The organism is Geobacillus sp. Manikaran-105, from assembly GCF_002809955.1.
Lineage (GTDB): Bacteria > Bacillota > Bacilli > Bacillales > Anoxybacillaceae > Geobacillus > Geobacillus thermophilus.
Genome location: NZ_PIJG01000046.1, coordinates 18,264 through 31,650, shown reverse-complemented (window position 1 = coordinate 31,650; position 13,387 = coordinate 18,264). Strand labels below are relative to the sequence as shown.

At 51.9% G+C, this 13,387-nt stretch carries 11 protein-coding genes and 2 pseudogenes; 7 read left to right on the top strand and 6 right to left on the bottom strand.

Going from position 1 to position 13,387, the window contains the following annotated elements:
- Positions 1 to 117: 117 nt before the first annotated feature.
- Positions 118 to 1,242, top strand: a complete 1,125-nt coding sequence (locus CV945_RS13070) for a glycerate kinase (RefSeq protein ID WP_100659939.1) — start codon at positions 118 to 120, stop codon at positions 1,240 to 1,242.
- Between the two features lie 163 nt (positions 1,243 to 1,405).
- Here the strand turns inward: CV945_RS13070 and manA are convergent, their stop codons facing one another.
- Both manA and CV945_RS13060 read right to left on the bottom strand, forming a co-directional pair.
- A complete protein-coding gene (gene manA / locus CV945_RS13065; RefSeq protein WP_033008876.1) occupies positions 1,406 to 2,368 on the bottom strand; it encodes a mannose-6-phosphate isomerase, class I in 963 nt (320 codons plus the stop codon).
- Positions 2,369 to 2,559: 191 nt separating this feature from the next.
- Positions 2,560 to 3,504 (bottom strand): annotated as a pseudogene (locus CV945_RS13060) (FAD-dependent oxidoreductase); the annotation flags it as partial.
- A 294-nt stretch (positions 3,505 to 3,798) separates the two neighbouring features.
- Here CV945_RS13060 and CV945_RS13055 point away from each other — a divergent pair.
- Positions 3,799 to 5,187 (top strand): ATP-binding protein, encoded by a 1,389-nt coding sequence (locus tag CV945_RS13055; RefSeq protein WP_100659937.1) that lies wholly within the window; start codon positions 3,799 to 3,801, stop codon positions 5,185 to 5,187.
- A gap of 91 nt (positions 5,188 to 5,278) precedes the next feature.
- On the opposite strand, the pseudogene CV945_RS13050 reads toward CV945_RS13055, so the two are convergent.
- Positions 5,279 to 5,428: pseudogene (locus tag CV945_RS13050) on the bottom strand (amino acid permease); the annotation flags it as partial.
- A gap of 145 nt (positions 5,429 to 5,573) precedes the next feature.
- On the opposite strand from CV945_RS13050, the gene CV945_RS13045 reads away from it, so the two are divergent.
- The 5 genes from CV945_RS13045 to qoxD all read left to right on the top strand — a co-directional run bounded on the left by CV945_RS13045 (position 5,574) and on the right by qoxD (position 10,564).
- Positions 5,574 to 6,284 (top strand): TrmH family RNA methyltransferase, encoded by a 711-nt coding sequence (locus CV945_RS13045; protein ID WP_033008879.1) that lies wholly within the window; start codon positions 5,574 to 5,576, stop codon positions 6,282 to 6,284.
- A gap of 491 nt (positions 6,285 to 6,775) precedes the next feature.
- Entirely contained in the window at positions 6,776 to 7,681 is a 906-nt protein-coding gene (gene qoxA / locus CV945_RS13035) for a cytochrome aa3 quinol oxidase subunit II (RefSeq protein WP_100659936.1), read from the top strand.
- Between the two features lie 17 nt (positions 7,682 to 7,698).
- Positions 7,699 to 9,645, top strand: coding sequence for a cytochrome aa3 quinol oxidase subunit I (qoxB, locus tag CV945_RS13030; RefSeq protein ID WP_042381203.1), 1,947 nt, complete (start codon positions 7,699 to 7,701; stop codon positions 9,643 to 9,645).
- Between the two features lie 3 nt (positions 9,646 to 9,648).
- Positions 9,649 to 10,263: a cytochrome aa3 quinol oxidase subunit III gene (gene qoxC / locus CV945_RS13025; RefSeq protein ID WP_015376112.1), complete on the top strand. Its 615-nt coding sequence runs from the start codon at positions 9,649 to 9,651 to the stop codon at positions 10,261 to 10,263.
- Position 10,264: 1 nt separating this feature from the next.
- A complete protein-coding gene (gene qoxD / locus CV945_RS13020) occupies positions 10,265 to 10,564 on the top strand; it encodes a cytochrome aa3 quinol oxidase subunit IV (protein ID WP_100659935.1) in 300 nt (99 codons plus the stop codon).
- 187 nt (positions 10,565 to 10,751) lie between these two features.
- On the opposite strand, the gene CV945_RS13015 is transcribed toward qoxD, so the two are convergent.
- The 3 genes from CV945_RS13015 to CV945_RS13005 form a co-directional block, all read right to left on the bottom strand.
- The gene (locus CV945_RS13015; protein ID WP_033009164.1) at positions 10,752 to 11,474 is read right to left on the bottom strand and encodes an amino acid ABC transporter ATP-binding protein; all 723 of its coding nucleotides are present in this window, start codon (positions 11,472 to 11,474) and stop codon (positions 10,752 to 10,754) included.
- Positions 11,471 to 12,127 carry an amino acid ABC transporter permease gene (locus tag CV945_RS13010; RefSeq protein ID WP_047819165.1) on the bottom strand — a complete coding sequence of 219 codons (657 nt, stop codon included), beginning with the start codon at positions 12,125 to 12,127 and terminating at the stop codon, positions 11,471 to 11,473. Before CV945_RS13010 ends, CV945_RS13015 begins: the two co-directional genes overlap by 4 nt.
- 69 nt (positions 12,128 to 12,196) lie before the next feature.
- The gene (locus tag CV945_RS13005) at positions 12,197 to 13,018 is read right to left on the bottom strand and encodes a basic amino acid ABC transporter substrate-binding protein (RefSeq protein WP_100659934.1); all 822 of its coding nucleotides are present in this window, start codon (positions 13,016 to 13,018) and stop codon (positions 12,197 to 12,199) included.
- Between the last annotated feature and the right edge of the window lie 369 nt (positions 13,019 to 13,387).

Sequence of the window (13,387 nt, the reverse complement as noted above, 5' to 3'; positions counted from 1 at the left end):
GTGTTTCCGTGCTTGGTCACGAGATACACGGGAAACCCGGTGTATCGTGAAACACCCGGAAAGAAAAAGGCAAGAAACCCCCACTTCAACGCCTACAGGAGTAAGTGGGGGAGGTTCATAGAAAGCCTCTCGGCGCTCGAAGTCGCCGAGGCGGTGGAACGCGGGTTCCGGTCGGTGTTTCCAGAGGCTGAGTACGTGAAAGTGCCGATGGCCGATGGCGGGGAAGGGACGGTGCAGTCGCTTGTTGATGCGACTGGCGGCCGCATCGTGGAAGTGAACGTGACCGGACCGCTCGGTGAGCCGGTGCGGGCGTTTTTTGGCTTGCTCGGCGACGGGAAGACAGCGGTCATCGAGATGGCGGCTGCCTCGGGGCTGCACCTTGTCCCACGCGACCGGCGTAATCCGTTGGTGACGACGACACGGGGGACGGGAGAACTGATCCGAGCAGCGCTTGACGCCGGCGCCACTCATTTGATTATCGGCATTGGCGGCAGCGCGACAAACGATGGCGGGGCCGGCATGGTGCAGTCGCTTGGGGGAAGGCTTTTGGACGAAGACGGCCGGGACATCGGTCCGGGAGGCGGAGCGCTCGCTTATTTGCAGTCGATCGACTTGTCCGGGCTCGATCCGCGTCTAGAGAACGTGCGCATTGATGTCGCATGCGATGTCGATAATCAGCTCACCGGACCGAGAGGCGCGTCCGCCATTTTCGGCCCGCAAAAGGGGGCGACACCGGATATGGTCGCGGTTCTCGACCAGAACTTGGCGCACTATGCCGACGTCATCAGCCGCGAACTCGGCAAACAAGTCGGCGACATTCCCGGCGCCGGCGCGGCCGGAGGCTTGGGAGCGGGGCTGCTTGCGTTTCTCCCGGCTGAGCTGAAGCGCGGCGTTGATATTGTGATCGAGACGGTTCAGCTCGCAGAGCGCGTCAAAGGCGCCGATTTAGTCATTACCGGTGAAGGACGGATCGACGGACAGACGATATTCGGAAAAACGCCGATCGGTGTCGCCAAAACGGCGAAGCAGTTCGGCGTCCCGGTCATCGGCATCGCCGGTTCGTTAGGCGACGACAGTGCGGTCGTCTTAGACCATGGCATTGACGCCCTCTTTACAATTGTTCCCGGCGTCATTCCGCTTGAGAAAGCGTTCGAGCAGGCGGAACAGTATGTGACGCAAACGGCGCGGCATATTGCCTCTGTGTATCGTCTCGGTCAAATGAAAGGGACATCTTTCTCCTAAGCGGGGAAGATGATGGGATTTCTTCACGGGTGAAATCCTATTGTTGAACGGCATGTTCTGTTCAGCCGTCCCCTTCTCGGGTGGACAATAGAAAAAGGTGTCCCAAAGGCAAGAGGACACCTTTTTTGTATGTTGCAACCCATTGGTTGAGGAAGTCAGTCGTTTATTTGCCTGTCCGCGGCCACGACGCGATCGCCTGGAGGGAGCCGCGAATGGTGAAACGGCCGAATTGATGCGGCAAAATGAAATGGTCGCCCCGGCGAAGCAAGTATGTCTGTCCTTTGCGGACAAGCTCGCCTTCGCCTTCGAGGATGCTGACGATGAGAAACGGTTTTGCCTGCTCTGATTCGAACGCGCCGCGGACGTCCCATTTTTGGACGCCGAAGTAGTCGCCTTCCACGAATGTCGTCACAGTCGCGCCCGGGAATTCGGCGACATGGGGGCGGATGTCGATGTCGCGGTGCGGGACAGTCGTGACATCTATTGCTTTGTCAAGATGAAGCTCCCGCCTGCGCCCTTGGCTGTCGACACGGTCGTAGTCGTAGACGCGGTATGTCGTGTCCGAGCTTTGCTGCGTCTCGAGGACGAGCGTTCCTTCGCAAAGGGCGTGGATCGTGCCGCTTGGGACATAGAAGAAGTCGCCCGGGCGGATCGGCACTTTCCGGAGCAAGCGCTCCCACTCCCCCGCCTCCATCATGGCGCGCAGCTGCTCCTTCGTCTCGGCGTAATGGCCGTAAATGAGCTCAGCGCCCGGCTTGCAATCGATGATGTACCAACATTCCGTTTTGCCGAGCTCTCCGCCTTCATGCGTTTTGGCGTATTCATCGTCCGGGTGGACTTGGACGGACAAGTCGGCGTTGGCGTCCAAAATTTTCGTCAACAGCGGAAAGCGATCAGACGGGAAGTGGCCGAACAAATCGCGGCGTTCCTCCCATAATTGACCAAGCGTCATCCCGGCAAACGGTCCACGGGCGACGACTGTCTGTCCGTGCGGATGGGCGGACACCGCCCAGCATTCCCCTGTTTGCGAAGACGGAATGTCGTAGCCGAATCGTTCGGCGAGCTTCGTGCCGCCCCAAATCCGTTCTTGGAAGACAGGGGTGAGAAAAATCGGTTCAAAGTCCATGCGTCATCCCTCCCGAAAACATCATGCAACGTACAGTCCACTCTCATTTTCATCTTATCACGAAATGCGCGATCAGCAAATGAAAACGATAAGGGGGTTAGGAATATACGCTCCCAACCCCCATTGGAATTCAAGGTCGACATGTCCACTGCAACGATGTTCTGCATGCGCCGCCGTCTCGCGTCAGCGCGTCACTTCGCGTCATCAAGTTCAATGCACGCGAGCGGCTGTTTCGCCGGTCCTTCGATCACATCGCCATCGATCGAGAAGCGCGGGCCATGGCATGGACAGTCCCACGTCTTGTCGCCGCTGTTCCACTCCAGCTCGCAGCCCATATGGGTGCACGTCGTATCAACGACATGAAGCGTTCCCGCTTCGTCCTTATAGGCGCCCGCCCGTTTCCCGTTGACCGAGACGACCGCCCCTTCTCCGCGCGCCAAATCTTGCGGCTGGCGAACAGCTAGTTCGATTTTTCCAACGATCAAGTGTTTGGCGACATCGAGGTTTGTCGTGAAAAATTGCCGCACGCTCGGGTCGGCGTAAAAGCGCGACGGAGAGTACAAGTCGCGATACCGGTTGTCGCGGCCGAGAATGAGGTCGGACAACATCATCCCCGCCGCTGTGCCGTTTGTCATCCCCCACTTCCGGTACCCTGTCGCGACAAAAATGTTTGGCGTCCCTGCCGTCATCAGGCCGATATATGGCACTTTATCAAGCGTCGTCAAGTCTTGGGCCGACCAACGGTAACGAATGTCTTTTACCGTAAACAACTGCGAGGCGAACGAGGACAACGCCTCATAATGGCGCATTGTCGGCACCCCTTGGCCGGTCTTATGGTTTTCCCCGCCGATGAGAATAAGCGTCTCGCCATTTGCCGCTGCGGAACGGACCGAGCGCTTCGGGTTGTCGGCGCTCAAGTACATGCCTCCCGGGTATGGCTCTGCAGCTGTGATGGCAATGACATACGAGCGCTCAGCATGCATGCGGGAAAAATAAAATCCGCCGTCATGAAACGGAAAGTGGGAACAGACGGCGACGTGGTCGCATGTGACCCGCCGTTTGCTGCGCGTCACGACGGACAGCCGCTCTCCTTGTTCAATGTCGGCGACCGGCGTGTGCTCGTAAATGATGCCGCCGCCTACAACCACGACGTCGACCGAAACGTCTTCTTCGAGCTTCGGGAAGGACGGAAGCGGCACGGAATCACGCCAATACGGCTCTATGACCGAAGGGAGGGATGACATACGGATGCCTCCTTGCCTGTCAATAGTGGTTTTCCATAGTTTGCTCTTTGCCATGGACCGTTATTCCACATATCCACAACCCTTTTCTTTTTTTGGCAATCGTCCGCAAGGAGAATAAAAGATGGTACAATAGAAAAAAAGAGGTCAAGACTGTTTTGCAAAAATAATGTTAAAGGAAGATCAAGAGTGAATAAATATACACATTCGTTTCATGAACGCGCCAATGGGTTGGCAGACAGCTTCATTTTAGAGCATTACAGCTTGAGCGAGCTCAATTTTGAGACCGTCAGCCATTACCGGGAGCAGTTTGCCCGCGCCAAACCGGGGCATCCATGGAACAGTCTTGAGACGAAAGAGTTTTTATACAAAATCGGCGCTTGGGGCAAGCTGCGCGACAGCAGCAAAGAAGGACTGACGCTCGCCGGACTCGTGATGTTCAGCGAAGAGCGGATCATTACCGAGGTGCTGCCGCAATATTTTTTAGAATACCGGGAATATGACGGTGCAAAGGCGGCAGGATGGGCGAAGCGGTTCACATCGCAGGATGGAACGTGGTCCGGCAACGCCTATGATTTTTATTTCCGCGTGTTGGCGGAGTTGGAGCGCCACGTTTGGCTTGAGGAAGGGCGTGCTCTGCTCGCCGAGGCGCTCGCTAATGCCATCGTTCATGCCGATTACGGGGAAGAAGGCGGCATTACCGTTGAAAAAGAGGACGGGGCGTTTCGATTTGCCAACCCGGGCCGGTTCCGCCTGCCAATTGAAGCCGCTATGGCTGGACAAATGAGCAATCTGCGCAATCCGAACATCTTTAAAATGTTTTTGTTGATCGATGTATGCAAACGCGCAGGATCCGGTTTGAAGCGCATGCATGATTGGCAGGAACGGGCGCTTGTCCAGCCGGTCGATATTTTGCAGCAAATGAATCCAGACCGCACGATCGTGACGTTATGCCCATTGTTGTTTCCAGCTGAGGCGGGGGCGACAATTGAAACAGAAATCAATGAATCATTGCAACAGCAAGAACAAGCATGGATAGAACACGGTGCGGATCAACATGACGTGGACTTCGGAAGTAACGAGGCCAACTACGTAAATAAGGAGCTCAACTCCGTTATTATCGAACAAAACTCCGTAAACAACTCGACAAACTCCTTGAATAGGGAGGCGAACTCCGTAAAAAACGAGATTGACTCCGTAAATATCCCGTCATGCTCCGTGAATAAAGGTGCGAACTCCGTTAATAAAACACCAAACTCCGTAAATAATGCTATATCTGTTGATGAAAGGGAGGAAGAAGAGAGAAACGAGGCGATCGATGAGCGGCTGTGGGAGATGGCAGAACTGGCACGTCGAAAAAAGCGGTTGGCTCCGGCGGTTATGGAAGAGATGATCGTCCGCCTGTGCTGCGAGCGACCGCTGCGACTGAAAGAGTTGGCGACGCTGTTGGAACGGACGCCGGATGGGCTGCGCACCAACTACTTAGGGAAGCTGGTCGACGAAGGGAAAATCCGATTGAAATATCCGGATCAGCCGAACCACCCGCGCCAGGCGTACATCGGCGTCAAAGAAAGATGAGGGACGGGTTGTGCAGTTGCCAACAAATGAAAAGGAAACGGAGCTGACTCAAAAGTCCCTTTTTGATGAAATGTAACCGAAGTATGTGAAAGAGACCACCTCTGCGTCCGAATGCGGTTGGCGCTTCTTGCTGTTCAGCGAGGTTGAACAGCATCCGGCTCGTGCTGAAAATGCCGCTGTTGCATGACGATAAAGCCGCAGTCAAGACGACGAAGTTAATGATTCCGGCAGCCGCATGAATGATAGTTTGTAAATGAACAATGTTTCCAAAACATTATTTATAGAATAGTTTGAATAGTTCAGGGAATGATCGAGATTGCCCAGCGGCATCCTATTTTGTACAATAGGAAGCACAGGCGAAGAGGAACGGAGCGAAGGTGATCGACATGGAAGAACGGGACATGAAGACGTTTCTTGCCCAGCTGCAGCAAGAAGGGCTGCTGACCGAGCAGACGCGTCCGGTTTGGGAAATGATTTTGCCGAAACGATTAAAACGAATGTATGACGTTCTTAACGAGCGCACCCGTTATATTACGGTTTTGATTGAAGCGGTCGACGACCCGCACAATCAGGCAGCGGTGCTGCGGACAGCCGAGGCGTTCGGCGTTCAAGACATCCATATCGTCACGGGAAAAGCGCCATTTTCGCCAAACCGGCTCGTGACGCGCCATGCTGACCAATGGCTGACGCTTCACCGGCAGCCTGATATCGAAACCGCCATCAACGACTTAAAACAGCAAGGGTATCAAGTGTATGCCAGCTATCTTGGCGAGGGGACGATTCCTCTTTCCGACATCGATGTATCCAAACCGACGGCGCTTTTATTTGGCAACGAACATAGCGGCGTATCCGATGAGGCGCTGAAACTCGCAGACGGGACGTTCGTCATCCCGATGTACGGCTTCGTCCAAAGCTTTAACATTTCCGTTGCCGCGGCGCTGGCGCTGTACGATGTGACTGAGCGCGCCCGCCGCCAAGCCGGAACGCGCTATTATTTATCGTCGAATGAGAAAAAAGCGCTCTACCAACAATGGATGTGGCAAACGTTGAATCCGCGCATCCGCAAACAGCTTGAGCTGCAAGGGTATACCATTTAACTTCCCTCCGAAAGAAGTCTTCTACTTCTAAACGTGAAGCGGTTGGCGTTAGCCAACGAATAGGATAGAATATGGCTAGAACGGACACCTTCGGAACGAAGGGAAGCGTAAAGGGTTCTTGTGTGTGGCTTACCGTTCAGCGAACACACACAAGTCGCTTGAAGCCCCCGCCTCTAAGCGAAGCGTAGGTGGTGGGTAGTTCACATACAAGAAACGGCCGGATTTTTTGGAACGTAGGGATCCGGCCGTTTTTTTTTGATGGCCTTTCCTTCCTTCAATCCCTTTTCCCATCAATATTTCCCTGAACGAGGAAAACAAGTGACGATTTCTTGAACAATGATTGAACAGTTGGTGACAAATGTTTTGCTGATTTATGAACTTTTGCGTGTGTTGGTTTCAAATATTTTCAATTTTGATATGGTAGAAAACAAAGAAATATTGGATGGAAGACGCCTTGGATATCGGGGACGGATAAAGGGGGATACAGAGCGATGAAACAGGCGATATGGCGCGTCATGTTAGCCTTGCCGTTTTTGCTTTTGCTTGGTGGTTGCGTCGAGCGCACAGCGGTGTTAAATCCGCAAGGGCCGGTGGCGCGCATGCAGTATGATTTGATCATGTGGTCTGTCGGCTTTATGTTGTTCATTATTGTTGTTGTATTTACGTTGTTTGCCGTTTTTCTCATTCGTTATCGCGAGAAGCCGGAAAATGCCGGCTATGAGCCGCCGGATGAGGAAGGAAACACGTTGCTTGAAGTCGTCTGGACGGCCATTCCGATTTTGATTGTCGCTGCGCTCGCTGTTCCAACAGTGAAGGCGACGTTTGCGTTGGAAAAGCCGCCGACCGAGAACGTGAAACCGATCACGATTCATGTGACGGCGGCGAACTGGAAATGGATTTTCAGCTATCCGGAAGAAAACATTGAAACGGTCAACTACGTCCATATTCCGGCCGGTGTGCCGGTCAAATTCAAGCTCACGTCCGTCGGACCGATGAATTCGTTTTGGGTGCCGGAGCTAGGCGGACAAAAATATGCGATGGACGGCATGGAGACAGAGCTGATTTTACAAGCTGATAAACCAGGATCGTATATGGGGCGGAGCGCCAACTTTTCCGGGGAAAAGTTCGCCCATATGGAATTTGAGGTTGTCGCCCAAACGGGAACGGACTTCCGCAAATGGATAAATGAAGTGAAACAAACCGCCCCGAAGCTCGATAAGGAAAAATACACACAAATTTTAAAACCGGGGCTTGTTGGGCGAATGACGTTTTCGAACACCCACTTGCAATGGATTGACCATGCGAAACAGAACAGCCATCATGGAGATGGAAAGCCAATGAAAAATGACGATCAACATGATGAAACGATGACAAACGGTCACCATCATGGGGAGTAGGAAAGGAGGAGCGAAAGATGAAATGGAGCGAGTTTTTCGTAACCGGAGAGCCGCTCATTTACGCGGCTGATGTCGCGATCGTTTTAACGATAATCGGCATTGTGTTCGTCTTGACGTATTTTAAAAAATGGAAATGGCTGTGGAACGAATGGCTCACTACCGTCGACCATAAAAAAATCGGCGTCATGTACATTATTTGCGCAGTTTTGATGCTCTTCCGCGGCGGCGTTGATGCGCTTTTGATGCGGGCGCAGCTGACCGCGCCGAACATGAAGTTTCTTGACGCGCAACATTACAATGAAATATTTACGACGCACGGGACGATTATGATCTTGTTTATGGCGATGCCGTTCATCATCGGCTTGATGAACATCGTCGTTCCGCTGCAAATTGGGGCGCGCGACGTCGCGTTTCCGTATTTGAACGCGTTAAGTTTTTGGCTCTTTTTCTTCGGGGCCATGCTGTTTAACATTTCCTTTGTCATCGGCGGATCGCCGGACGCCGGCTGGACGGCGTATTTCCCGCTTGCCGGCAACGAATTCAGCCATGGCGTCGGCAACAACTATTACGCTGTCGCTTTACAAATTTCCGGGATCGGAACATTGATGACCGGGATCAACTTCCTTGTCACGATTTTAAAAATGCGTGCGCCGGGCATGACGTTGATGCGCATGCCGATGTTTACGTGGACGATTCTCATCACATGCGTGCTCATTATTTTCGCCTTCCCGGTGTTGACGGTCGCCTTGGCGCTCATGACGTTTGACCGGCTGTTTGATACGCAGTTTTTCACGATGGCCAACGGCGGCATGTCGATGCTCTGGGCGAACTTGTTCTGGATTTGGGGCCATCCGGAAGTGTATATCGTCATTTTGCCGGCGTTCGGCATTTTCTCGGAAGTGGTCAGCACGTTTGCGCAGAAACGGCTGTTCGGTTATAAGGCGATGGTCGGTTCGATCGTGGGCATTGCGTTTTTAAGCTTTATTGTCTGGGTGCACCACTTCTTTACGATGGGCGCAGGGCCGGCCGTGAACTCTGCCTTCTCGATCACGACGATGGCGATCGCCATTCCGACCGGGGTGAAAATTTTTAACTGGCTGTTTACGCTCCGAAAAGGGAAGATCCGCTTTACGACGGCGATGCTTTGGTCGCTGGCGTTCATTCCGAACTTCGTCATCGGCGGCGTGACGGGGGTTATGTTGGCGATGGCGGCGGCCGATTATCAATACCATAACAGCTATTTTCTGATTGCCCATTTCCATTACGTGTTGATCGCGGGTACGGTGTTCGCCTGCTTTGCCGGTTTGCATTATTGGTATCCGAAAATGTTCGGCCATATCTTGAATGAACGGCTTGGCAAGTGGACGTTTTGGCTGTTTATGATCGGCTTTAACATCTGCTTCTTCCCGATGTATTTCCTAGGATTGATGGGGATGACGCGCCGCATGTACACGTACTCGGCTGGTCTCGGCTGGACGCCGCTCAACGTCGTCGCGACGGTCGGGGCGGTGTTGATGGGCATCGGGTTTATCGTGCTTTGTTACAACATTTATTACAGCGCCCGCTACGGCGAGCGCGACATGACCGGCGACCCGTGGAACGGACGGACGCTTGAGTGGGCGACCGCATCGCCGCCGGTGCATTACAATTTCCCGGTGACGCCGGTTGTCGAAGATGTGGACGCGTATTGGGTGATGAAGAAAAAGTATGGCGGCTTCCACGTGAAAGAAGAAGACTTGAAGCCGATCCATATGCCAAGCAACTCAGGACGCCCGTTTTGGATGTCGGTGGCGTTTTTCGTCGCCGGGTTCGGCCTTGTGTTCAAGTGGTTTGCGTTGGCTATCGTTGGTGCGTTGTTCATTGTGCTTGGATTGATTCTCCGCTCATTTGAAGACGATGATGGCTACCATATTCCGGTTGACGAAATCAAACGGATGGAACGAGCGGCGCGGAAGGGGGCGTGACGAATGGGAGAAGCTGCACATCGCTATGAGGAAACGGTGCCGCTGGAGTATCGGACGCAAGAAAGTCGGTTGAACATATTGGGTTTCTGGATTTTCCTCGGGGCGGAAGTCGCGCTGTTTGCGACGCTGTTTGCGACGTATCTCGTCTTGTTCCAACGGACCGGCTCGGGGCCGACGGCAGCGGAGCTGTTTGAGGTAAAAGACGTTTTGATCGAAACGTTGTTGCTGTTGACGAGCAGTTTCACATGTGGGTTGGCCATTTTTGAAATGCGCCGTGGCCGCATGAGCGGGCTGATCGCTTGGCTGCTCGTGACGCTTCTGCTTGGGGTGGGGTTTATTACGGTTGAAATTCGCGAGTTCATCCATTACGTCCATGAAGGAGCGACGATGCAGACGAGCGCATTTTTATCAAGCTTTTTCGTGCTCGTCGGCACGCACGGCGCCCACGTCAGTGTAGGGATTGGCTGGATGATTTTGATTATCATCCAGCTCCTCCAGCGCGGCTTTACGCCGAAAACAGCGCGCAAAGTGTTTATCGTCAGTTTGTATTGGCACTTTTTAGACGTCGTTTGGATTTTCATCTTCACGCTCGTCTATTTGTTAGGGATGGTGATCTAACATGGGCGCAAACAGCCATCGCGAATCATTTCCGTGGAAACATATCATTGGGTTTTTGTTGTCGCTCATCTTGACGTTTGCGGCTCTTTGGGTGGCGCTCTCGTCTGGGCTGCCGCTTAAAGCCGTGATCGTCATCATCGTCTTGTTCGCGATCATCCAAGCGAGCTTGCAGCTGTTTCTATTCATGCACGTCAACGAAAGCGACAGCGGCAAAGTGCAAACGTTCAACATGGTATACAGCTTCTTTATTGCTGTTGTCGTTGTCGCCGGTTCGATTTGGGTGATGCAGTTTGTGTTGTAAAGCGAGGCTGGCCGGGGTTCGGCCGGCTTTTTATGTTCAGAAGAGCTTTTGTGGTGTCATAGATGCCTGAAATGGGGGAGCCGTTGACGGAACATTGAAGAGATGGAGAGGCAACGTGGTTGCATTATAGGGGGCATGATATGTGCCTAAAAAAAGTCGTCTTGCCTCAAACAGGCAAGACGACGTTTTACAGCACTTTTGATAAAAACGCTTTCGTCCGCTCATGCTGCGGGTGGTCGAACAAGTCTTCCGGCTTCCCTTCCTCGACAATGTAGCCGCCGTCCATAAACAGGACGCGGTCGCCGACTTCACGGGCAAAGCCCATCTCGTGGGTGACGACGACCATCGTCATCCCTTCATTGGCCAGCTGCTTTATGACCGAGAGCACTTCCCCGACCATTTCCGGGTCAAGCGCTGACGTCGGCTCGTCAAACAGCATGATTTTCGGTTCCATGGCCAATGCCCGGGCGATGGCGACGCGCTGCGCCTGCCCACCGGAGAGGGAGTCCGGGTAGACGTGCGCTTTGTCTTGCAGCCCGACTTTGGCGAGCAGCTCCATCGCCTTCGCTTCCGCTTTTTCACGCGGCCATTTCCGCACTTTCATCGGTGCCAGCGTGATATTGTTCAGCACCGTCATATGCGGAAACAAGTTAAAGCGCTGGAACACCATTCCGACTTCTTCCCGCACTTTATTTAAGTTCGTGTCTTTCGCCTTTAAATTAATGCCGTCAATAATAATTTCACCTTCATCGAAATCCTCAAGCAAGTTTAAACAGCGTAAAAACGTCGATTTTCCCGACCCCGATGGGCCGATGACGACCACGACTTCTCCTTCGCGAATATGGACATCGATTCCTTTTAAAACTTGGAGCGAACCGAACGATTTTTTCAGCTGGCGTACGTCAATCATTGGGTCGAATACTTCCTTTCAAGATAGTGTGACAGTTTGCTTAACGAAAGCGTTAAGAGCAAATAGATGAACGCCACTGTTAAATACGGCTCCCAAACGCGGTAATACTCACCCGCGGCCGCTTTCCCCCAATACATGATTTCCGGGGCGGCGATGACCATCCCAAGCGACGAATCTTTAATTAAGACGATAAACTCGTTCGCAAACGGCGGAATCATTCGCTTTAACGCCTGCGGCAAAATAATGTAGCGCATCGCCTGCGCATGCGTCATCCCAAGCGAGCGGGCCGCTTCCATTTGCCCTTTGTCGATCGACTGGATGCCGGCGCGGAAAATCTCGGCCACATACGCGGCCGAGTTGAGCGACAGCGAGACGGCCAGGGAAGCGACGGCATTTGGCTGGGCGAAAAAGAGCGGCATGGCGCCGAAATGGACAAGCAAAATTTGCACGACAAGCGGCGTACCGCGGAAAAAGTGAATGTACCACGAAAACGGCAAACGAATAATCGGGTTGGACGACATTTTGCCAAGGCCGATGAACAGGCCGAGAATGAGGCCGAACACGATGCCGGCTAATGATACGCCGATCGTTACGAGCAGCCCTTGCCAAAAGTAAGGGGCGTATTCAACAATAATATCAAAACGAAAATCCATCGATCTCACCTTTCTCTAAGAAAAATGCGTAACTTGCTAGCAGTTACGCATTTTTCTATGTTCGTGCGCTTATTGTTGTTGTTTTAAGCCTTCCATATTCGGTTCTTTGCCAAACCATTTTTTGTAAATCTCTGTATATTTGCCGCTGTCGATCACTTTTTGCAATGCTTCGTCCACTTTGGCTTTCAATTCGCTGTCTTTCGGGAAGATCATGCCGTAGTATTCCGAAGCGAAGTTTTGTGGATCTTCAATGACTTGCAATTTTTTGTCCGGATTGTTTTTCACGTATTCGTTTGCCACCGCGTTGTCCGTGATGACAGCATCAACACCGCCGTTTAGCAGTTCCATAATGGCAACAACACTCGTTTCGAATTTTTTAATATGATCGCCTTTGCCAAATAGCTTCTCCGCAGCTTTTTGACCGGTTGTCGCGTTTTGAACGCCGATCGTTTTCCCTTTTAAGTCAAGGGCGTTTTTCACCGGGCTGCCTTGTTTGACTAAGATGACTTGTGTTGCTTCAAAGTACGGAGCTGAGAAATCATAAGATTGTTTCCGCTCGTCCGTAATCGTAATGCCGGAAATGCCCATGTCGATTTCTTTGCTTTGCAGCGAAGCGAACAGCGGATCCCAGCCGATGTTTTTTAATTCATAATCCAAGCCGGCTTCTTTCATCACCGCATCCAAAAGGTCGGCGTCAAACCCAACAATTTTTCCTTTTTGCATATATTCAAATGGCGCAAACGCCGCGTCCGTCCCGACGGTGATTTTTTGCTTCCCTTCTTTTTCAGCGCCTGACGGAGAGCTTGTTTCTGCCGACTTGCCACAAGCGGCGAGCGCCATAAACAACACAGCAACGACCGCTACGATCAAACCTTTCTTCATTTTTAACATCCTATAAAATCCCCCTTTGGAATCATTGTCGATGAACGATTATCATACTATCAATATTTTTGTTATTATGCAATAGGTTTTATAAAAATAATTGTTTGAACATTTTGGCACCGCCGTATAAATGGGGAAAAGGCGCATTTTTCAATGTTTTTCGCCACATTAACTGAAGGGCATATGGCTAATATCATTTCGTGTGCATTTTTATAAAATAATTTTTTATGTATAAAAAGACATAAACGATTGATTTTGAATTTACAGAATATTATACCAGAAAGAGGGTAGAGTTGGCAAAGGTTTTGTCAATTTGTTTATTATAGCGGTATGGAAAAATAAATACTATTGTGTAAATACTATCAATTTCGTTATGAT